The organism is Actinoallomurus rhizosphaericola, assembly GCF_024055675.1.
Taxonomy (GTDB): Bacteria; Actinomycetota; Actinomycetes; order Streptosporangiales; family Streptosporangiaceae; genus Actinoallomurus; species Actinoallomurus soli.
The window spans coordinates 465663-485723 of record NZ_JAMXMW010000001.1 but is presented as its reverse complement, the minus strand read 5'-3'; the positions used below and the strand labels follow the sequence as shown (position 1 = coordinate 485723).

Annotated in this window: 17 protein-coding genes; 7 read left to right on the top strand and 10 right to left on the bottom strand. The window is 71.8% G+C overall.

Annotated features, from left to right (window positions below):
- Nucleotides 1-96: 96 nt before the first annotated feature.
- Nucleotides 97-1278, bottom strand: coding sequence for a M50 family metallopeptidase (locus NE234_RS02345; RefSeq protein ID WP_252776430.1), 1182 nt, complete (start codon nt 1276-1278; stop codon nt 97-99).
- Complete coding sequence (dxr, locus tag NE234_RS02340; protein ID WP_252776427.1) at nt 1275-2528, bottom strand: 1-deoxy-D-xylulose-5-phosphate reductoisomerase; 1254 nt, start codon at nt 2526-2528, stop codon at nt 1275-1277. Before dxr ends, NE234_RS02345 begins: the two co-directional genes overlap by 4 nt.
- 173 nt (nt 2529-2701) lie before the next feature.
- Between dxr and NE234_RS02335 the strand changes: the two genes are divergently transcribed.
- The 3 genes from NE234_RS02335 to NE234_RS02325 all read left to right on the top strand — a co-directional run bounded on the left by NE234_RS02335 (nt 2702) and on the right by NE234_RS02325 (nt 5535).
- Entirely contained in the window at nt 2702-3820 is a 1119-nt protein-coding gene (locus NE234_RS02335) for a trypsin-like serine peptidase (protein ID WP_252776425.1), read from the top strand.
- A 64-nt stretch (nt 3821-3884) separates the two neighbouring features.
- Nucleotides 3885-5006, top strand: a complete 1122-nt coding sequence (locus NE234_RS02330) for a trypsin-like serine peptidase (protein WP_252776423.1) — start codon at nt 3885-3887, stop codon at nt 5004-5006.
- Nucleotides 5007-5055: 49 nt separating this feature from the next.
- Nucleotides 5056-5535: a GNAT family N-acetyltransferase gene (locus NE234_RS02325; protein WP_252776420.1), complete on the top strand. Its 480-nt coding sequence runs from the start codon at nt 5056-5058 to the stop codon at nt 5533-5535.
- Nucleotides 5536-5578: 43 nt separating this feature from the next.
- Here NE234_RS02325 and NE234_RS02320 read toward each other — a convergent pair whose 3' ends face one another.
- Nucleotides 5579-7684: an MMPL family transporter gene (locus tag NE234_RS02320; RefSeq protein ID WP_252776419.1), complete on the bottom strand. Its 2106-nt coding sequence runs from the start codon at nt 7682-7684 to the stop codon at nt 5579-5581.
- A 108-nt stretch (nt 7685-7792) separates the two neighbouring features.
- Here NE234_RS02320 and NE234_RS02315 point away from each other — a divergent pair, with 108 nt between their 5' ends.
- Nucleotides 7793-8548 carry a TetR/AcrR family transcriptional regulator gene (locus tag NE234_RS02315; RefSeq protein ID WP_252776417.1) on the top strand — a complete coding sequence of 252 codons (756 nt, stop codon included), beginning with the start codon at nt 7793-7795 and terminating at the stop codon, nt 8546-8548.
- On the opposite strand, the gene NE234_RS02310 is transcribed toward NE234_RS02315, so the two are convergent.
- The 7 genes from NE234_RS02310 to NE234_RS02275 all read right to left on the bottom strand — a co-directional run bounded on the left by NE234_RS02310 (nt 8506) and on the right by NE234_RS02275 (nt 16104).
- Nucleotides 8506-9153, bottom strand: a complete 648-nt coding sequence (locus NE234_RS02310; RefSeq protein ID WP_252776415.1) for a thiaminase II/PqqC family protein — start codon at nt 9151-9153, stop codon at nt 8506-8508. The two genes, NE234_RS02315 and NE234_RS02310, sit on opposite strands and share 43 nt — an antisense overlap.
- Nucleotides 9154-9240: 87 nt before the next feature.
- Nucleotides 9241-9942 carry an adenylate kinase family protein gene (locus NE234_RS02305; protein ID WP_252776413.1) on the bottom strand — a complete coding sequence of 234 codons (702 nt, stop codon included), beginning with the start codon at nt 9940-9942 and terminating at the stop codon, nt 9241-9243.
- Nucleotides 9943-10603: 661 nt separating this feature from the next.
- A complete protein-coding gene (locus NE234_RS02295; protein WP_252776409.1) occupies nt 10604-11800 on the bottom strand; it encodes an extracellular solute-binding protein in 1197 nt (398 codons plus the stop codon).
- A 267-nt stretch (nt 11801-12067) separates the two neighbouring features.
- Nucleotides 12068-12364 carry a hypothetical protein gene (locus tag NE234_RS02290; protein ID WP_252776407.1) on the bottom strand — a complete coding sequence of 99 codons (297 nt, stop codon included), beginning with the start codon at nt 12362-12364 and terminating at the stop codon, nt 12068-12070.
- A 606-nt stretch (nt 12365-12970) separates the two neighbouring features.
- The gene (locus NE234_RS02285; protein WP_252776405.1) at nt 12971-14461 is read right to left on the bottom strand and encodes a CoA-acylating methylmalonate-semialdehyde dehydrogenase; all 1491 of its coding nucleotides are present in this window, start codon (nt 14459-14461) and stop codon (nt 12971-12973) included.
- Nucleotides 14458-15720 (bottom strand): aspartate aminotransferase family protein, encoded by a 1263-nt coding sequence (locus tag NE234_RS02280; protein ID WP_252776404.1) that lies wholly within the window; start codon nt 15718-15720, stop codon nt 14458-14460. Before NE234_RS02280 ends, NE234_RS02285 begins: the two co-directional genes overlap by 4 nt.
- A 108-nt stretch (nt 15721-15828) precedes the next feature.
- A complete protein-coding gene (locus tag NE234_RS02275; protein WP_252776402.1) occupies nt 15829-16104 on the bottom strand; it encodes a 4a-hydroxytetrahydrobiopterin dehydratase in 276 nt (91 codons plus the stop codon).
- 41 nt (nt 16105-16145) lie between these two features.
- Between NE234_RS02275 and NE234_RS02270 the strand changes: the two genes are divergently transcribed.
- The 3 genes from NE234_RS02270 to NE234_RS02260 all read left to right on the top strand — a co-directional run bounded on the left by NE234_RS02270 (nt 16146) and on the right by NE234_RS02260 (nt 19911).
- Nucleotides 16146-17861: a PucR family transcriptional regulator gene (locus NE234_RS02270; RefSeq protein WP_252776400.1), complete on the top strand. Its 1716-nt coding sequence runs from the start codon at nt 16146-16148 to the stop codon at nt 17859-17861.
- A gap of 89 nt (nt 17862-17950) precedes the next feature.
- Complete coding sequence (locus tag NE234_RS02265; RefSeq protein WP_252776398.1) at nt 17951-19057, top strand: DmpA family aminopeptidase; 1107 nt, start codon at nt 17951-17953, stop codon at nt 19055-19057.
- Nucleotides 19058-19122: 65 nt separating this feature from the next.
- Entirely contained in the window at nt 19123-19911 is a 789-nt protein-coding gene (locus NE234_RS02260; RefSeq protein ID WP_252776396.1) for a DUF6082 family protein, read from the top strand.
- The last annotated feature ends 150 nt before the right edge of the window (nt 19912-20061 follow it).

Sequence of the window (20061 nt, the reverse complement as noted above, 5' to 3'; positions counted from 1 at the left end):
GAGCTCACGCTCCGTGCGCCGCGCCCTCCTTCCAGTGGGTGCTCGGCAGTGGTTCCAAGACTAGGCAACCCGCGGGGATGCTGCACACGCGAGGGCTTACTGGGGGAGTTTGAGAGGATTTATCAGGTCGGCGAGGATGAGCAGGACCCCCAGTCCGACCAGAAGGACGACGAAGGCGTACGTCACGGGCATCAGCTTGGTGAGGTCGACCGGGCCCGGATCGGGCCGGCCCCGTACGCGGAAGACCCACGCCTTGATCCGTTCGTAGCAGACCACCGCCAGGTGACCGCCGTCCAGCGGCAGCAGCGGAACGAGGTTCATCAGGCCGACGAAGAGGTTGAGCGACGAGACGAGCAGCAGGAACATGCCCAGCTTCGTGCGCCAGGTCTCGCCGGAGGCGAACACCTGCCCCGAGGCCTCGGCGCCGCCCACGACGCTGCCCGCCTGGCCGCCGGGCGTGCTGGCGCGCTCGTGGGAGAACAGCTTGGGAATCGCCTTCGGGATGTCGACGACGATCCCGCCGATCGCCGCCGTCATCTGGCCCGTGAACCGGCCCGCGAACCGCACCGACGCGACCGGGCCCAGCGTACGGACGCGCGCCACCGGCTCGATCCCGAGGTAGCCGTGACCGTCCAGCCGCCCGATCCGGGCCGTCACCGTACGCCGGGCCCCGTGGCGTTCGACGACCACGGGCACGCTCGTGCCCGGCGCGGTCCGCTGGATCAGGCCGGACAGGCCGTTCCAGTCGCGGACCGGCGTTCCGGCGAAGGACAGGACGCGGTCGCGCGGCCGCAGGCCCGCCGCCGAGGCGGGCGACACCGGGTCGCGGTCCGTGCAGGCCGAGCCGCTCACCGGCACGCACGGCGAGACCCGGCGTACGGCGGTGGTGGCGTTCGCCCCGTCCGGGACGCCCACCACCGCCGCGAGGACGACCATCAGCGCGAACGCCAGGAGGAGGTTGACCACGACGCCGGCCACGATCACGATCGCCCGCTGGATCGCCGGCCGGCGGTGGAAGGCCCGCGCCTCGTCGGCGGGGTCGATCTCCTCCAGCGGGGTGTACCCGACGATCTTCACGAAGCCGCCGAGCGGGATGGCCTTGATGCCGTACTCGGTCTCGCCCCGTCGGCGCGACCACAGGGTCGACCCGAACCCCACGAAGAACTGCGTCGCCTTCATGCCGAAGCGCTTGGCCGTGAGGAAGTGCCCCGCCTCGTGCAGCACCACCGAGAGGAGCAGCGCGAGGACGAAGGCCAGCGCTCCGAGCAGATAGGTCAACCAGACGTCAGCTCCCGTGCTCGGGTCCGCGCCCACCGATCGGCGGCGAGCACATCGTCCACGGTGAGCCCGCCGTCCGAATCCTCCCTGATCAGAGAGCCCGGAGCGGTCATGTGCTCGGACACTACCCGCGCGACCGTGTCGACAATCGCCGGGAACGCCAGCCTTCCGGCGAGGAAGGCGGCGACGCACTCCTCGTTCGCGCCGTTGTAGACGGCCGGGGCCGTGCCTCCGGCCGAGCCGACCTCCCGGGCCAGGCGCACGGCGGGGAACGCCTCGTCGTCGAGCGGGAAGAACTCCCACGTGTGCGCCCGCGTCCAGTCGATGGCGGGCGCCACGTCGGGCAGCCGGTCGGGCCACGCCAGGCCGAGGGCGATCGCCAGGCGCATGTCCGGCGGGCTCGCCTTGGCGAGCGTCGCCCCGTCGACGAACTCCACCATCGAGTGCACGATCGACTGCGGGTGCACCACCACCTCGATCCGGTCGAACGGCACGTCGAACAGCAGATGGGCCTCGATGACCTCCAGGCCCTTGTTGACGAGCGTCGCGGAGTTGACGGTGATCAGCGGCCCCATGTCCCAGGTCGGGTGGGCGAGCGCCTGCTCCGGTGTCACGTCGGCCAGTTCGGCGCGTGTCCGTCCCCGGAACGGCCCGCCGCTGGCGGTGACCACCAGGCGGCGCAGCTCGCCGCGCGTGCCGCCGCGCAGGCACTGGGCCAACGCGGAGTGCTCGGAGTCGACCGGCACGATCTGGCCCGGCTTGGCCCGGCGCTTGACGAGCGGGCCGCCGATGATCAGCGACTCCTTGTTGGCCAGCGCGAGGGTGCGCCCGGCGTCGAGCGCCGCGAGGGTGGGCCGCAGGCCGGCCGCGCCCTCCACGCCGTTGAGCACGACGTCGCACGGCCAGGCGGCGACCTCGGCGATCGTGCCCGGCCCGGCGAGGAGCCTGGGGAGGCGGTACTCCCCCGCGGAGTAGCCCCGTTTCTGCGCCTCGGCGTAGAGCGCCAGCTGCAGGTCCTCGGCCACCGAGCCCCGTGCGACGGCGACCACATCCGGCCGCAGGTCGAGGACCTGGCGGGCGAGCAGGTCGACCCGGCCGCCGCCGGCGGCCAGCCCGGCCACGCGGAAGCGGTCGGGGTTACGGCGGATCACGTCGATGGCCTGGGTGCCGATCGATCCGGTGGAGCCGAGGATCACGACGTCTCGGCGGGCGGCTGCGGACGGGCTGTCGTCGGGCGTCACGCCCCCCATTGTCCCCCGTTCCCCGCGTCCGGTCGGCGGCCCCCACCCGCAAACCGGGACGGGCCATGGAATGTAGTGATTTCTGTGCGTAGTCAACTGAACACGCTTCGCGCTAGGGTTCGGCGACCGTCTCACGATCGCGGCCGCGTCCCCCATGACGGCCGCAGAAGGGCACCAGGGTCATGACGAAGTCCCCCCGCCTCGCGGCCGTGTCCGTGCTGACCGGCGCGCTCCTGTCCGTCTCCCCGTCCGCCTCCCGGGCGGGCACCGCGCGCCCCGCCGATGGACCGCCCGGCCCGGGCGTGTCCGGCGGCGCCACGTCGGACGCCGTTCCCGGCCCCGGGCTCCGCGAGCGGTCTCCCGGCCGCACCGGCGAGCCCGACGGCCGCATCGGCCGCGCCGACCGGCCCGGCGGCCGTCCGCGCCTGTCACCCCTCCCGGGCCGGGACGCGGCCGGACCGGCCGTCCACCCGATGGCGGACTCCCGTACGGACCGCGAGCGGCTCCTGCGGTGGTGGACGCCCACCCGCATGCGCCGGGCCCGTCCCCTCGACGGCCTCGTCGCCCTGGCGGCCGCGCGCGGGCTCGTCCCCGGCGGGCGCCCCGCCGAGACGCCCGCGTCGACGCCGTCCACCGGAGCGGCCTGGACCTCCGGCGGCAGGGTCGCCCAGACCATCGGACGGGTCTTCTTCCTGTACGCCGGACGCCCGGCGTCCTGCTCCGGAGACGCGGTGACCAGCGGCAACCAGAGCACGGTGATCACCGCGGGGCACTGCGTCCGGCTCGACGGCGCCTGGCACACCGACTGGATGTTCGTCCCCGGCTACCACGACGGTCAGGCGCCGTACGGGAAGTGGACGGCGGCACGGACCCTCACCACCCCGCAGTGGGAGGCCCACGAGGACCTCGACTACGACGTGGGCGCCGCGACGGTCGATCCGCAGGAGGGCCGGACGCTGACGAGCGTCGTCGGCGGGCAGGGCATCGCGTTCAACCAGCCACGGCGCCGCCCGATGTACGCCTTCGGCTATCCCGCCCAGGCGCCGTACGACGGGTCCAGGCTCGTCTACTGCAGCGGCCGGGCCAAGGACGACACCAAGAGCCACGACATCGGGCTGACCTGCGACATGACGGCCGGGTCCAGCGGCGGGCCCTGGTTCCTCGGCTTCGACGCCCGGACCGGCGCCGGCACCCAGAACTCGGTCAACTCCTTCAAGTACAACGCGGACCCGAACGTCATGTTCGGGCCGTACTTCGGCGCCGCCGTCAAGGCCCTCTATGACAAAGCACAGAACACCTGATCGAGGGCGGGGCTTTACTCCAAGTCATCATGCGGCCACCAGGGGTCATGCAGACTTTCGACCCATGTCCAAGGCCGCGCGCATCACCTACGCCGTGTCCACCGCCGGCGCCCTCCTCGGCACGCTCGGCACCGGAGTCTCCCAGTCCGGGCCGGGCGTGCCGGGCGTGCCGGGCGTGTCCGACCACGTGATCGCCATGAGCCGGTCGGCGATCCTGCGGTACTGGACCGTCCGGCGCATGACCCGTGCGCTCACCCCTCCCGACCGGGTGCTGCGGCGGCCGGTCGCCCGGCCCCCGCGGACCTCCCTCACGGTGGCCGGCGCCCTCCCTCCGAAGGCGCCGGTCGCGGCGACCGGCGCCCCTGCCCCGGCTTCCCCGGCGACTCCCCTCGCGGTGGGCGGCGCACTGCCCCCGGCGAGTCCGCTCGCGGTGGGCGGCGCACTGCCCCCGGCGAGTCCGCTCGCGGTGGGCGGCGCCCTGTCCCCGGGCCGGCGCTCCGCCCAGGGGCCGCGCACGCCCTGGGCCTCGCCCGGCGCGGTCCGCGCCACCACCGGCAAGGTGTTCTTCACCATCGACGGCGCCGACTACGTGTGCTCGGCGGGCACGGTCGACGGCGCCAACCACGACCTCGTCATCACCGCCGGCCACTGCGTGCAGAACGCCGCCGGCGTCTGGGCCCGTAACTGGATCTACGTGCCCGGATACGACCAGGGACGCCGCCCGTACGGCGCGTTCACCGCCCGGCGCATGTTCGCGCCCACGGCATGGTCGGGACGGCACGACGAGAACCACGACGTCGCGATGGTCGCGCTGGCCACCGCCGACGGGCGCCACGTCACCGACGTGGTCGGCGCCCAGGACATCGCGTTCGACCAGCCGCGGGGCACCGTCGCCTACGGCTTCGGGTACCCCACGGGCGGACGCTACGACGGCGAGCGGCTGGCCTACTGCAGCGGGCGGACCCATCCGGACGCGCACCGCCTCACCCAGGATCAGGGGTTGCGCTGCGACATGTCCGAGGGCGCCAGCGGGGGGCCGTGGCTCACCCGGTTCGACGCCAGGACGGGTGTCGGCGTGGTCACCTCGGTCAACAGCTTCAAGTACTCCGACGACCCGGCGACGATGTACGGCCCCTACTTCGGGGCCGCGGTCCACCGGATCTACGAGGAGGCCCAGCGAGCGTGAACGCGAAACCACCGCCGCGAGAGCGGCGGATTCCCTACTCTGGCCCGGCATGATCAACAGTCCCCGCATGGAACTGGTCGAGGCGTCCTTCGACGACCCGATCGTGACCGGCCTGCACGTCGAGCAGGCCGCCGAGTTGGCCGCCCGGTTCGGTGCGGCCACCGACCGCCCCTCGCCGGCCGCGCCGGGAACGACCTTCCTCGTCGCCCGCGAACGCGCGACGTCGATCGGCTGTGTCGGGTTGCGCTGGGTCGGCGCCGGGGGCGGCTCCACCGATCAGATCGCCGAGGTCGGCCACGTCTACGTACGGCCGGAGTACCGCGGCTTCGGCGTGACCCGGCTGCTGCTGCGAGCGGCCGAGGACCTCGCCCGGCGGCGCGGCTGCCGGACCGCGCGCCTCAAGGCCACCGACCTGCGCGACGCGGGCCTGTACGAGTACAGCGGCTACGTCCGCATCGCGCCGTTCGGCCCGCACCCCCTGCGAAGCGTCTGCTTCGAGAAGAGGCTGCGGGCCGACACCGGCCGCTGACCCGCCGCCGCCCGCCCCGCCCCGGGCCGCCCGCGGCGGTCGCTCAGGCGGACTCGCGGAGGGCGACCCGCGCGTGCAGGCGCCGGAGCGGGCTGGGCAGCCACCAGTTGGCCCGGCCGAGGAGCCGCATCGTCGCGGGCACGAGCAGCGCCCGTACGAGGGTGGCGTCGACCACCACGGCGACGAGCAGCCCGACGCCGATGAGCTTGATGAAGGAGATGCCCGAGGTCGTGAAGGCGGCGATCACGACGGCCAGCAGGAGGGCGGCGTTGGTGATGATGCGGCCGGTGCTCTGCAGCCCGGCGGCCACCGCGCCGGTGCTGTCCTCCGTCCGCTGCCACTCCTCCCGGATCCGGCTGAGCAGGAACAGCTCGTAGTCCATCGACAGTCCGAACGCCACGGCGAGGATGAGCACGGGCTGTGACGCCTCGACGTTGCCGGTGGAGGTGAAGCCGAGCACGCCCGCCAGGTGTCCGTCCTGGAAGCCCCACACCATCACGCCGAACGCGGCGCTCAGCGACAGCGCGTTCATGACCAGCGCCTTGAGCGGCAGGAGGATCGACCCCAGCGCCGCGAACAGCAGCGCGAACGTCACCACGCCGACGAACAGCGCCGCCCATGGCAGGACGTGGCCCAGGCTGCTCAGCATGTCCGTCAGCTGGGCCGTCTCCCCTCCGACGTACGTGGTGCCCGGTGCGGGCAGGGACCGGATTTGCCGTACCAGGTCGCGGGCCGCCCCGGACTGCGCGTCGGCGCCGGTGCGGACCGCGAGGTGGGTGGCGTCCCGGCCGGTGTCGGCGACCTCCGCTCCCGTGACGCCGGGCACGCCGCGCAGACGGCCGAGGTAGGCGTCGATCTGCGGGCGCGGCACGCCGCCGGTGACCACGACGTCGATCGGGGACAGCGCGCCGTGCGCGAAGTCACGGTCGAGGGCCGTCGCGACCGTACGGCCCTCGGCGCCGCTCGGCAGGGCCCGGACGTCCACGCTCCCGAACCGGATGCCGAGGAACGGCGCGCCGAGCGCGAGCAGCACGATCGTCGCCCCCACCGCGTAGGCGACGGGCCGGCGCATGACGCTGTGCGCGAGCCGGAACCACGCTCCCCGCCCTTCCCGGTCCGCGCGCCGTTTCGGCAGGACGCGCAGCGCGTCGACCCGGCGGCCGAGCACCGCGAGCAGGGCGGGCAGGACCGTGAGGGCGGCCACCATGTCGACGAGCACGACCGCGATGCCGCCGAGCCCCATCGACCGCAGGAACATCTGCGGGAACAGGAGCAGGCCGCCGAACGCGATCGCGACCGTGATGCCGGAGAACCCGACCGTGCGGCCGGCCGTCGCCATGGTCCGCGTGAGCGCCTCGCGTTCGGAGTCCGCGCGGCCGAGCTCCTCGCGGAAGCGCGTCACGATGAACAGCGAGTAGTCGATGGCCAGGCCGAGGCCGAGCATGGTGACGATGTTGACGGCGAACGTCGACACGTCGGTGGTCATGGTGGCCACGCGCAGGACGGTGAACGCGCCGAGGATGGCGACGCCGCCGATGGCGAGCGGGAGCAGCGCGGACACGACGCTGCCGAAGATGACGACGAGCAGCACGAGGAGGATCGGCATCGAGATCATCTCGGCCCGCGCCAGGTCCTTGGAGGTCTGGTCGTGGAGCTGGCCGTTCACGGCGACGGTCCCGCCGCGCAGGGTGGTCAGGCCCGGCGCCGCGAAGGCGTCCCGGACCTTCTCGTACGTCTGGACGCGCGCGGCCACGTCGGCGCCGCTCAGCCGCACGGCGACGTACGTCGCGTGCCGGTCCCGCGAGACGAACGCCGGCGATCCGGTGCTCCAGAAGCTCGTGACGCCCCGGACCTGATCGCGGGGCAGCCGCGCGAGGGTTCCGGTCACGGCGTCGCGAAAGGCCGGATCGTCGACGGTGCGCGACGCGCTCTCGTAGAGCACGACCAGGTCCCCGGCGGGCGGGCCGATCCGCTGGTCGATGAGGGCGGTGGCGCGAGCCGACTCCGAGTGCGGGTCCTCGAACCCGCCGCTCTTGAGCGAGCCGAAGACCTGCGTGCCCCACACGGCGGCGATGACGACGAAGACCGCGGCCGCGGCAAGCACCCACCTGCGTCGATGGTGGATCAGGCGGCCGGATGACTCGAGCATGGGTCCGCTCCCCGAGATAAAGTGATGACGGCAGTCAGTAAAGTGAACACTGTTTACGCGAACAGTGTTTACTGAAGCATACGGCGTTAACTACCGTCAAGGAGAAGCGTGACGACCCGCCGCGAACGCCTGCGCGAGGCCACCGTGCGTGAGATCCAGGAGGCGGCGCGGCAACACCTGCGGGCCCACGGCCCCGCGGGCATCTCCCTGCGGGCCATCGCCCGCGACATGGGCATGACGGCCCCCGCCCTCTACCGCTACTACGCGAGCCTGGACGACCTGATCAGGGCCATGATCGAGGGCTACAAGCAGGAGATCGGCGCGGCGCTGGAGGCCGCGCGGGACGCCGTCCCCGCCGACGACCTCGGCGGTCGCCTCGTCGCGGCCGCGCGGGCGTTCCGGCGCTGGGCGCTGGACCACCGGCCGGAGTTCACGATGGTCTTCGGCGCTCCCCCGCCGGGCTACGAGCCGCGGGCGGACGGCGGCGTTCCCTCGATGGGCGGTTTCGGCGAGATCTTCTTCGCGCTGTTCGCCGAGCTCTGGCAGCGCGTGCGGTTCCCCGTTCCGGCGGACGAGGACATCCCGGCCGGGCTACGCACGCAACTCCAGCACTTCGCCACGGCGTGCGGTCTCGACCGCGCCGGCCTTCCGCTCGGCCTGGTCCGGGTCTTCGCCGGCTGCTGGGTCCGGCTGTACGGGCTCGTCGCGATGGAGGCGTTCGGGCACGTGCACTTCATGCTCGACGACGCCGAGGCGCTGTTCGAGGCCGAGCTCGCCGACCTGGCCACGGCCCTCGGCCTCGCGCCGCCCCTCCCGCCGGGTCACAGCCCTTCGGCGAGCGCGGCCCAGAACGCCGACTCGTAGGCGTGCAGCAGGCGGGCTGCCCGCAACGCCTCCCGCGGATCCTCACCCGCCGTGAGGCCCTGCTCGATGACGGCGGTGGCCTGCTCGGCGAAGCCGGGCGGCGGAACGGCGAAGTACCGGAAGAAGGCCACATCCTCCTCGGCGAGGCCGTAACGCGCCGTCAGGGCGTTCGCCGCCCGCCCGCAGTACGCCCCCCACTCCTGGAGGTTGGCCAGCATCGCGAGGGCGAGGCCGCTGCGCGTGCCGGACAGCGCGCTCCACGCGAGGTAGGCCGGGTAGGCCTGGGCGAGGGGGCGCGGCTCGTACGCCCGGAGGGCCGCCTCCGTCCGGCCGAGCGCGGCGGCGAACCCCGTCAGCAGGCCGAGCGCGGTGCCCTCGCCGCCCGCGAGCGCCAGGAACAGGTCGCCCGCCGGTGGCTCCGGGAACCGCGCGGCGAAGAGGGCGAAGCTGCGGCGGTCGCTGCGCACGATGTGCCACTGCTCCCCCGCCAGCCAGGTCAGCCGCTCGTGCGGCACCGCCGACGCCTCGAGGAGGTCGAGGAAGCGGTTGCCTCCGGGCGGGTTGTCGTCGCGGGCGCGGCGGACGAGGTCCTCGGCGTCGGTCATGCTCCCAGGCCAGCACTCGGCCGCACGCGCGTCAATCGGAACCGGCCGACTCCGTCAGGTCGATCGGAGGCGGCGATCTCCGTGAGGTCACTCGGAACCGGTCGTCTCGGTGATCCGGTTCTGACCGTCCTCGGCGGGCCGGATGGGATGCCGCCCGTTGAGACCGAGACGCTCGCGGATCTCCCGCTGCACGGTCTCCGGGTCGCGGCGGGCGTCGACGACGAAGACGTACTCCTTGCGCCGGAACAGTTCCAGGACGGGGTCGGTCTTCTCGTGGTAGTCGCGCAGACGGGCCGCGAGCGCCTCGGGGGTGTCGTCTTCGCGGGTGACCAGCTCGCCGTTGCAGACGTCGCACCGACCAGCGCGTTTCGGACGGTCCTCGATGAGGTTGTAGTCCATGCCGCATACAGAGCAGAGCCGCCTCGACAGGACCCGGCGGCGGACCTCCGAGTCCGGCAGGTCGAGGTAGATCACGCCGTCGATGTCGTAGCTCTCCAGGAAGAACTCCGCCTGGCGACGGCTGCGCGGGAACCCGTCGATGATGAAGCCGTAGTTCCAGTCGTGCTGCTCGAGGCGGTCGCGCACGATCCGCTCGACAAGGTCGTCGCCGACCAGTTGCCCGGCCGCCATGACTCGGCGCACCTGAGCCCCGATCTTCGTGTGCTGCTTGACGTGCCATCGGAAGATGTCGCCGACGCTTATCTGCACCAGGTCGAAGTCACGAGCCAGCATGCCGGCCTGAGTGTTCTTGCCGCTTCCCGGCACGCCCATGATCACATACTTCCGCACCGTCAGCAGAGTGGCACAGATCACGCTCCGTTGTCAGCCCGGATGAGGATGGACACGCCGATCGGAGTTCCGGCCGACATCCATGACAGTTGAGTGCTGACCAAAACTCAGCGCTAATCCCGGTGAATCGTATGCGCCCGGCAATTCGCCGAGGCTTTGCGACGCCTTGTGGTTTCCCACACTTACGCCTCACCAGCACCCCGATAGAAATGGAGGCCGAACGGAGCCGAGGAGTTGGGGGGACGTCATGGCCCGTTCCACACCGACATTCGATCCGAAGGGTCTCACCATCGAGCAGTGCTGGGGCGAGGCATGCGTGATCTGCCACAAGAAGTGGCCTAGACCACGCGTCCACGTCGGCCGGCTGCCGGACGACTCTCGCGTGTTCGCCTGCGACGACTGCGCCCCGGCGCTGCGGATCCCGGTCCAGCAGACCCGGGGCCGGCGCGCGAAGATCAGGGCTTAACCGGAAAAGGAGCGTCCCGGGTCCGGGGGGAGCCCGGGACGCCCGATGAGAGACGCGCGCTCGGCGGGGGCGGCCGCGCGCGCGTCTCCTCGTCTCAGGGGCGCGTTCGCCCCGAGGGCGCTCGTCTCGAGGGCGCGTTCGTCTCGGGCACGCGCGTCTCCTCGTCTCAGGAGAGGCCCCGGCGTGGCCCCGGGTTCACCGACGGGCGGCCTGCCAGGCGCGGGTCCAGGCGGCGTAATCCGTGCAGTTCTCGCCACCGCCGCCGCAGTCCTCCGTCGGCGTACGAGAAAAGACGACCTTGTCGAGGTATGCCCGGTCGCCGACGTGGTACGCGCTGCAGAACTGCGGGCGCAACCGGTCGTGGCCGCACGCCTCGGGATTGGCCGGCGCGACGCCGTCCCACTCGGCCACCTGCTGCTGCACCTCGGGAGAGCTCACCCAGTTCAACCACTGGTACATGCAGTTCGGATGGTCCGCCCGGGCGCCGATCATCCACGCGTCCATCCAGCCGGTGACGCCCTCGCGCGGCGTCACTCCGGCGACCGGGCGACCGCTCCGGCTGAGCACGTCGACCTGGTACGGCCAGGCCTGGGCCAGCGCGGCCTGCCCGTCGGCGAACGGGGCGATGGCGTCGGACGGGTTGAGCCAGTAGGTGCTGACGTACGGGTGCTGCCGACTGATCACGGACGCGGCCGCGGCGAGCTGCTTGGGAGTCAGCGCGTACGGGTCCTTGATGTGCAGTTTCGGCTCGTGCGCCTTGAGATACAGGGCGACGTTGCCGAGCGTCAGCGGGCTGTCGCGCACCACGAGGCGGCCGGAGTACTTCTTTGCCTCCGCCGGGTCGAACAGCGCGCCCCAGCTGTCCGGGGCCGGGTGCACGGCGCGCTGGTCGTACATGAGGAGGTTCGCTCCCCAGGTGAACGGCACGCCGTAGGGCTTGCCGCCCTTGGTCAGCTGCGCGCGGAGAGCGGGTTCGAGGTCCTTGTACCCGTCGATGAGGTCGGGGTTGACCGGAACGACCTGGCGGTCCGCCACGAGCTGCCCGGCGATCTCCGGTGGCGCCACGACGCCGTCGTAGTGGAGGTTCGGCTTGGACATCAGCTGCAGCATCTCCTGCGGATCGGCCGCGTACTTGATGTCCACCCGGCACCGGGTCTTCTTCTGGAACGGCGTGATCCAGTCGACGCGCGGGTCGTTGGAGCCGTCCTCGGCGTAGCCGCTCCAGGTCAGAAGGGCGACCGAGCCCTCACCCGGTCCCACGGTGTCGGCCGCCCGGACGACCTCCTGTTTCACCGGGTGGCCGCCGCCTCCGCCGCTGCAGCCGGCCAGGCCGAGCACGGCGGCCAGCACGGTGGCCCACACGGCTGCCGTGCGCCGTCGTGAACGCCTCATGCCGCTCCTGTTCTCATCGCGAACGTCTGCGGCGAGCGTAACGACTCGGGTGCGGCGGTGCCGACCGGACCCACGAGGTAGGAGGTGGAGGTCCGGGCAACCGTGCCGGGGGCTACACGGTTGCCCGGACTCCCTGCGGCCTCAGGAGAGCGCCCCTCTGCAAGTCACGCCTGTCACGGAGGTGTTGGAGGGGGAGGCGGCGTGACTGGCAAATGCTCGCCTGAGACCGCGGCTTCGGTGCGGCCGCGTCGGATCGCGGACGGCGGGTCATCGGAACGGGCCACCGGGCCTGGAGGCCGCGGGAAGCCTGCTCCGCGCCGCGCCCGGGGACGGGCCGCCGCTCTGGTAGGGGACTCGTGGGCGCGCTTTGAGCGCCTCTATGGACTCCACCAACTCCTTCACGGTCGGAGCCTCGATGAACTCACCCGGCTCCCGGTCGTGCGGGGGCAGCGCCCACCAGTGGCCGGTGGCCTCACCGAACCAGATCGTCCACTCGGGGTAGCGGGCCGCCAACACGGCGAGCAGCGAGAACGGCGTCTGGTCGGGCGAGTCGTCGGCAGACATGGGGTGCTCCCTGGCAACCGGGGAACTTCTGAAGTTTGCGCCAACAGCTATCGACAAGACCGAGTGTGTCGTATGCCACAGAGCAGGTCAAGGGGCCCAGCTAGTATTTGTAGTTTTGCCTGTCAAACAGCCGGGTTAGTGCGAACCAATACCCCACCGTCGGCGTCGTGACCTTTCACGATCGTTCGGCACGCGGGAACCCCGCTTAGATGATCTTGCGTAACCCCGTACACGAACCCCTCGCCCATGGTGACCCACCCCGCCGCCGGAGGCCACCCTCCGCCACCCCGCTTAGACCTCCAGGTGACAGGACGCCGTTTTAAAGCCGACCGGAACTCCCCTGGCACGCGAAATGAATTCACGATGCACTCGTCCGAATTTCCCACTCAGTGCGGCAAAGGGCATGCGCCGCTTTTCCGCCCAATAACGTCATGTGGGGACGACCCGCCCCGGACTGCGCTGCCGGAGAGACCGCCGGACGACAGCCGGTGGACGGCGGGTGGCCGGTGGCCGGTGGACGGCGGCAGATGCACGGCGGCCGGTGCACGGTGGACCGGCACGCGTGACCGCACCCGCTTCGGCGGGTGCGGTCACGTCCCCGGACGGTCAGCCGTTGGTGGGAAAGCCCAGGTTCACTCCGCCGTGCGAGGGATCGAGCCACCGGGAGGTGACGACCTTCCCACGGGTGTAGAAATGCACGCCTTCCGTGCCGTGCATGTGCGTGTCGCCGAACAGCGAGGCCTTCCACCCGCCGAACGAGTAGTAGGCCATCGGCACCGGGATCGGGACGTTCACGCCGACCATCCCGACCTCGACCTCGTTGCAGAAGCGCCGGGCCGCGCCCCCGTCGTTGGTGAAGACGGCGGTGCCGTTGCCGTACGGGTTCGCGGCGATCAGCTCCATGCCGGTCTCGTACGACGCCGTCCGTACGATCGACAGGACGGGACCGAAGATCTCGTCGCGGTAGCAGTCCATCTCGGGCGTCACGTGGTCCAGGACCGTCGGGCCCAGCCAGAACCCGGACCCGTCCGGCAGCTCGTGCTCACGCCCGTCGACGGCCAGCGTGGCGCCCTGCGCGACCCCGCTGTCGAGGTAGGACGTGACCTTGTCCCGGTGCGGCCCGGTGACCAGCGGCCCCATCTCCGAACGGTCGTCGTCGCCGGGGCCGACGGTCAGCTTCGCCACCCGCTCCTTGATCTTGGCGACGAGCTCGTCGCCCACCGGGTCGACCGCGACGACCGCCGAGATCGCCATGCACCGCTCCCCCGCCGAGCCGAACCCGGCGGAGACGGCCGCGTCGGCGGCCAGGTCCAGGTCGGCGTCGGGCAGCACCAGCATGTGGTTCTTCGCGCCGCCGAGGGCCTGCACCCGCTTGCCGTGCGCGGTGCCCGTCTCGTAGACGTACCGCGCGATCGGGGTCGAGCCGACGAAGCTCACCGCGCTCACGTCGGGGTGGGTGAGCAGCGCGTCCACCGCCGTCCTGTCCCCGTGCACGACGTTGAAGACGCCGTCGGGCAGTCCCGCCTCCTGCCACAGCTCGGCGAGGAGCAGCGACGCCGACGGGTCCTTCTCCGAGGGCTTGAGCACGAAGGTGTTCCCGCAGGCGATGGCGATCGGGAACATCCACATCGGCACCATCGCCGGGAAGTTGAACGGCGTGATGCCGGCGACCACGCCCAGCGGCTGGCGGATGGAGTAGGAGTCCACGCGCGTGGAGACGTTCTCGGAGTAGCCGCCCTTCAGCAGGTGCGGGATGCCGCAGGCGAACTCCACCACCTCCAGGCCGCGGGCGACCTCACCCGCCGCGTCCGCCCGTACCTTGCCGTGTTCGGAGGTGATCAGCGCGGCGAGGTCGTCGCGGTGCCGGGCGACCAGCTCACGGAAGGCGAACAGGACGCCCGCGCGCTTGGTGAGCGACGCGTCCCGCCAGGTGGGGAACGCCTCACGCGCGGCCGCCACGGCCGCGTCCACGTCCTCGGCCGAGGCGAGGTCCACCCGGCCGCTCACCTGCCCGGTCGCCGGGTCGTAGACGTCGCCGTGCCGCTCCGCCGTCCCGGTCCAGGGCTTGCCGCCGATCCAGTGCGTGATCTGCTTCACGCGATCGCCTCCAGCGCGTCGACGAGGATGCCGAGGCCTTCCCTGCCCTCGTCCTCGGTGAGGGTGAGCGGCGGCGCCATGCGCAGCGTGTTGCCGTACAGCCCGCCCTTGCCGATGAGCAGGCCGCGGGCCTTGGTCTCCTCCAGCATCCGCGCGGCGAGCTCCGGCTCGGTCAGCTCGATCGCGAACATCAGCCCCTTGCCGCGCACCTCGGTGACGTACGGCATCCGGGCGGCCGCCTCGCGCAGGCCGTCGATGATCTGCCCGCCGACCTTCGCCGCGTTGGCCTGCAGGTCGTGGTCGAGGATGTAGTCGAGTGTCGCGTTGGCGGCGGCGGTGGAGATCGGGTTGCCGCCGAACGTCGACAGGCCGGTCGCGTGCAGCGAGTCCATCAGCTCGCGGCGCGCGACGAGGCCGCCGATGGCGAAGCCGTTCCCGAGCCCCTTGGCGAAGGTCATCATGTCCGGCGTCACGCCGTGGTTCTGGATGCCCCAGAAGTTCTGGCCGGTCCGGCCCCAGCCGGTCTGCACCTCGTCGGCGATGAACAGGATGCCCTGCTCGGCGAGAACCTCCTGGTACGCCGCGTAGAGCCCGTCCGGCGGGCAGGTGTAGCCGCCGACGCCCTGGATCGGCTCGGCGATCACGGCCGCCACGTCGCCGGCCGTGACCGTGGCGAGGGTGTGCCGCAGGTCCTCCACGCACGCCTTGATGTAGTCCTCGTCCGACAGGCCGCGGAACTGCGGGAGGTGGCGGTCCCCGCCGTGCAGGAAGTACACGCTGAGCGGGGAGAGTGCGTTGTTCTTCCACGCCCGGTTGCTGGTGACCGAGATCGCCCCGAAGGACCGGCCGTGGTAGCCCTGCCGCATCGCGAGGATCTGGTTGCTCTTGCGGACGTACGTCGCGAGCAGCAGCGCGGTCTCGTTCGCCTCGGTGCCGGAGTTGGTGAAGAACACCTTGGCGTCGTCGATGCCGGAGAGCCGGGCGATCTTCTCCGCGAGCTCCACCTGGCCGCGCATCAGGTAGAGCGTCGAGGTGTGCACCACTCCGGTGCGGAGCTGCCGCTCGACGGCCTCACGTACCTCGGCGAGGTCGTAGCCGAGCGTGTTGGTCACGATGCCGGCGAAGAAGTCCAGGTAGGAGCGGCCGTCCGCGTCGGTGACGCGGCTGCCCTTCCCGCTGACGATCTCGATCGGCTCGTCGTAGTAGAGGGCCATCCAGTTCGGCATGACCGCGCGATGGCGTGCAAGCAAGTCCGACATGAAACGAGTCTTCCCGCTGACCACCCGAACGCACCAGCCAGCAGAGTGTCAGCACCGGGACGCCACAACTGGCAATCTGTCGGCCTGCCGGCCGGACCGCTCGCTCGGTCAGAGCTCGTTGAGGCGGCGGGCGAGCCGGAAGTCGTACTCCGTCAGGCCGCCCGCGACGTGCGTGCTCTGCGTCAGGGTGACCCGGTTCCAGCGGATCGTGATGTCCGGATGGTGGTTCAGCTCCTCGGCGACCTCCGCGACACGGTTCACGTACGCCATCGCCTCCGCGAAGTCCGCGAACTTCAGGGTCTTGACGATCGCGTCCTCGGCCAGCTCCCAGCCGGGGACCGTGGCCATCTCGCGGTCGATCGCGTCGGCGTCCAGCCGCTCCATCGGGTACCTCCTCACGTCGGCGTTTGCATAGCATCACAGATGTGCTGCCCACTCTGGCCGACGTCTTGCGGCTCGACGCGGTCCGGCGGGGCGAGCCGCGGATCATCGCCGGCGCGGACCACCTCGACGCCCGCGTCCGCTGGGTGCACTCCGCCGAGGTCACCGACATCGCCCACCTGCTGCGCGGCGGCGAGCTGGTGCTCACCACCGGCATCGCGCTGCCGGACGACCCGCAGCGCCTGCGCGCGTACGTCGCGGAGCTGGCCGAGGTCGGCGCCAGCGGCCTGATCGTCGAGCTCGGCCGCAAGTACGCGCGCACGCTGCCCGACGCGCTGGTCGCGGCGGCCGAGGAGCACGGCCTCCCGCTGATCGCCTGGGCGCGGGAGACGCCGTTCGTCGACGTCACCGAGGCGGTGCACGCCCGGATCATCGACGCGCAGCTCGCCGAGCTGCGCGCCTCGGAGAAGCTGCACGAGGTCTTCACGCAGCTGTCCGTCGACGGCGCGCCGCCGGCCGAGGTGGTCCGTCAGGTGGCCACCCTCGTCGCGCGCCCCGTCGTGCTGGAGAACCTCGCCCACCAGGTCCTGGCCGCCGAGCTGGCCGGCTCCGACCCGGCCGAGCTGCTGACCGGCTGGGAGACGCGTTCGCGGTCCGTACGGCCCGAGGAGCGCACCGCGTACGACGAGTCCTCCCGGTGGCTGGTCACCGTCGTCGGCGCGCGCGGTGAGGACTGGGGGCGGCTGATCATCACCTCGATGGACCCGCCCTCGCCGCGCGACGTCGTCCTCATCGAGCGGGCGGCGACGACCCTCGCCCTCGGGCGGCTGCTCGACCGGCACGCCGAGAGCCTCGAACGCCAGGCGCACGGTTCGATCATCAGCGGCATCCTCGCGCACGCGTACGCCGACCCGCAGGAGGCGGCGGCCCGCGCCCGCGCGCTCGGCGTCCCGCTCACCGGCCGTCGCCTGCTCGGCATCGTGGTGCTCCCCCGGCCGCCGGCCCCGTCCGGCCCTCCGCCGGCGCTCGGCCTGGCGAACGGCGCGTCGGCGGCGTCGCTCACCGACCTGGCCGAGGCGACGGCCGCGGCCTGCCGCGAGGCGAACCTGTCCGCTCTCGTCGGCGCCCTCGACGAGAGCTCGCCGCAGGCCAGGGTCGGCGTGCTGGCCTCCCTGCCCTCCCGCGCCGTCGAGGACGACGTCCTGTGCGAGGTCGCGCAACGCCTCCGCGCCCACCACTGCGGGCCGGCGCCGGCAGGCCGCGACCGTACGGCGGCCGGCCGCGCCGCGCGGGCGCGCGGTGGTGCGGAGGAGTTCGTCATGGCCGTGGGGTCGACCGTCGAGTCCGTGCGCGACGTCCGCCGGTCGTTCCTGGAGGCCGAGCAGGTCGCCGACGTCGCCGCCGGACGCAACGACGGCCGGTTGTTCTACCGCCTGCCCGACCTGCGGCTCCGCGGCCTGCTGCACCTGCTCCGCGAGGACGCGCGGCTGCAGACGTTCACCGAACGCGAGCTCGGCCCGCTGCTGACCTACGACGCGCAGCGCGGCAGCGACCTCGTCCACGTGCTCGGCGTCTACCTCGGCAGCGGGCGCAACAAGGTGCTCGCCGCACAGCGGGCCCACCTGTCCCGGCCCGCGCTGTACGAGCGGCTGCGGCGCATCGAACGGGTACTCGGCGCGGACCTGGAGGACGTCGAGTCGTGCGCGTCCCTGCACGTCGCCCTGCTCGCCCTGGACGCCCTCCGCAAGGACCGCGCCTGAGGCTGCCGTATCGGCCTCCGGCGCGCGTTCCGCACGTCCGGTGCCATGATCGCGTATCGGACACGTCAGGCATCCTCCGGGAGACTCCCATGACCAGAGCCCGCGATCTCGGCGTCATCGTCGGCAGCGGCACGCCGGGGCCCGGGAACGCGATCACCGACGTGGCGGGGGTACGCGTCGGGCACACGACGCTCGTCCGGGGCGACGGGCCCCTCCGCGTCGGCGAGGGGCCGGTGCGGACCGGTGTCACCGTGATCCTGCCGCACGCGGGCTCGATCTTCGACGAGCCGCTGTACGCGGGCCATCACTGGCTCAACGGCAACGGCGAGCTGACCGGCATGGCGTGGGTCCGCGAGGGCGGCATGCTGACCACGCCGATCGCGCTCACCAACAGTCACAGCGTCGGAGTCGTACGCGACGCGCTCATCGAGATCGAGGTGCGCGGCCGGGGCCGGGGAGCGTGGGGACTTCCGGTCGTGGGCGAGACGTGGGACGGCGTGCTCAACGACATCGACGGGCAGCACGTCACCGCCGCCCACGTACGGGAGGCGTACGACGCCGCGGCCTCCGGCCCGGTGGCCGAGGGCAACGTCGGCGGCGGCACCGGGATGATCTGTCACGGTTTCAAGGGCGGCATCGGCACCGCCTCACGGGTCGTCGACGGCGGCTGGACGGTCGGCGTGCTCGTCCAGGCGAACCACGGGCGGCGCGAGCGGCTCACCGTCGCCGGCGTCCCCGTCCTGATCGACGACGTGCCCCGGCCGGTCCCCCCGGAGTTCGAGGGCGCCGGGTCGATCATCGGGATCGTCGCGACGGACGCACCGCTGCTGCCCCACCAGTGCCGCCGGCTCGCCCAGCGCGCCGGGCTCGGGGTCGCCCGCACGGGCGGAGCCGGCGAGAACACCAGCGGCGACGGCTTCCTGGCGTTCTCGACGGCCAACCGCGGGCGGCTGCCCTCGGACGCGCTGGGCGTGCGCCCGCCCCGCGTGCTGACCGTCGAGGCCCTCGCGGACGCCTACATCGATCCGCTGTTCTATGGCGCGATCGAGGCGACCGAGGAGGCCATCGTGAACGCCCTGCTCGCCGCCGAGACCATGACCGGCCGCGACGGCCTCACCGCCCACGCCCTCCCCCCGGACCGCCTCCTGAGGGCCGTTGAGGCTCTTCCCGCACGACCTGACGGGCCTCACGCTTGATGGGCGCGGTCGAGCGCTCGCGTGCGTCGTAAAGACCGAAGGCTTCGTTCCGATGCGAGGTGACCATGGACACCGTCCCCGCCGGACAGCGCTCACCGTGGACGTACGGCATCACCGGCCCGATCCGCCGCGCATCACGGCCTGCCGCGATCGCCTGCGTCGGCGTGGTCATCATCGTTCTGATCACACTGTCACCGCTGGCCCTCGAATTCATCGCCGACAGGCGCCGCGTCGACTGGACTCGGCTGGGTAACGTCGGTCAGGCATACGGAGCGATATCGGCGATCCTCAGCGCCTTCGCGCTGGTCGCCGTCTCCATATCGATCGCCCTCCAGGCGAAGGAGAGCCTGGCGAACAGGCGACAGGTCAACCGCAGCATTCACATGAGGCTTGCAGAGCTCGCCATGAGCGATCCGGTCTACATGCGGTGCTGGGGACCGGAAGCCGACAGGGTCTCCCACGATGAGAGCCGACGCACTCAGTTCCTGAATCTGATGGTGTCGTTCTGGTACATGCAGTGGGAACTGCGGGACGTATCGGACCAAGGCCTTAGATCAATGGCCGCGGACAACCTCTTCCATACCGACGCAGGGCGGAGCTTCTGGCTCGGCCAACGAGAGCAGTGGACGGCCAACTCGGTCGGGTCCCGCTTGAACAGATTCCGCGAAGTACTGGATGAGGCCCTCGCCTCGGCACTTCGCTCCGAACTGGACGGCCAGGCCGCGGCGCACGGGCACAAGAGAACGACCAGATCAGTGCCCTACCGTGCGGCCGGAGTGGTCGCCGTCGCGTCGACGACCACGGCAGCCTGTCTTCTGGCCCGCCGTCTCATGCATGGTCGGAGACCTCGATGATCTATGACTCATCCCGCATCTTGCGAGAGGCCGCGCTTCGCACCGCGCTCGTGTCGGCGAACGCGATGCGAAACGGAGGCCAGGCACCGCGATGCTCACGGCCCCTTTGTATCGGATCGTTCTACTTCGCCGAAGGACTACCCGATCCGG

Bases quoted from the DNA above. Each gene is read 5' to 3' on its own strand.
- NE234_RS02260 (WP_252776396.1), top strand. From the start codon at position 19,123: ATGGACACCGTCCCCGCCGGACAGCGCTCACCGTGGACGTACGGCATC.
- NE234_RS02290 (WP_252776407.1), bottom strand. From the start codon at position 12,364: ATGTCTGCCGACGACTCGCCCGACCAGACGCCGTTCTCGCTGCTCGCC.
- NE234_RS02330 (WP_252776423.1), top strand. From the start codon at position 3,885: ATGTCCAAGGCCGCGCGCATCACCTACGCCGTGTCCACCGCCGGCGCC.
- NE234_RS02295 (WP_252776409.1), bottom strand. From the start codon at position 11,800: ATGAGGCGTTCACGACGGCGCACGGCAGCCGTGTGGGCCACCGTGCTG.
- NE234_RS02320 (WP_252776419.1), bottom strand. From the start codon at position 7,684: ATGCTCGAGTCATCCGGCCGCCTGATCCACCATCGACGCAGGTGGGTG.
- NE234_RS02280 (WP_252776404.1), bottom strand. From the start codon at position 15,720: ATGTCGGACTTGCTTGCACGCCATCGCGCGGTCATGCCGAACTGGATG.
- NE234_RS02265 (WP_252776398.1), top strand. From the start codon at position 17,951: ATGACCAGAGCCCGCGATCTCGGCGTCATCGTCGGCAGCGGCACGCCG.
- dxr (WP_252776427.1), bottom strand. From the start codon at position 2,528: ATGGGGGGCGTGACGCCCGACGACAGCCCGTCCGCAGCCGCCCGCCGA.
- NE234_RS02325 (WP_252776420.1), top strand. From the start codon at position 5,056: ATGATCAACAGTCCCCGCATGGAACTGGTCGAGGCGTCCTTCGACGAC.
- NE234_RS02275 (WP_252776402.1), bottom strand. From the start codon at position 16,104: ATGGAGCGGCTGGACGCCGACGCGATCGACCGCGAGATGGCCACGGTC.
- NE234_RS02335 (WP_252776425.1), top strand. From the start codon at position 2,702: ATGACGAAGTCCCCCCGCCTCGCGGCCGTGTCCGTGCTGACCGGCGCG.
- NE234_RS02310 (WP_252776415.1), bottom strand. From the start codon at position 9,153: ATGACCGACGCCGAGGACCTCGTCCGCCGCGCCCGCGACGACAACCCG.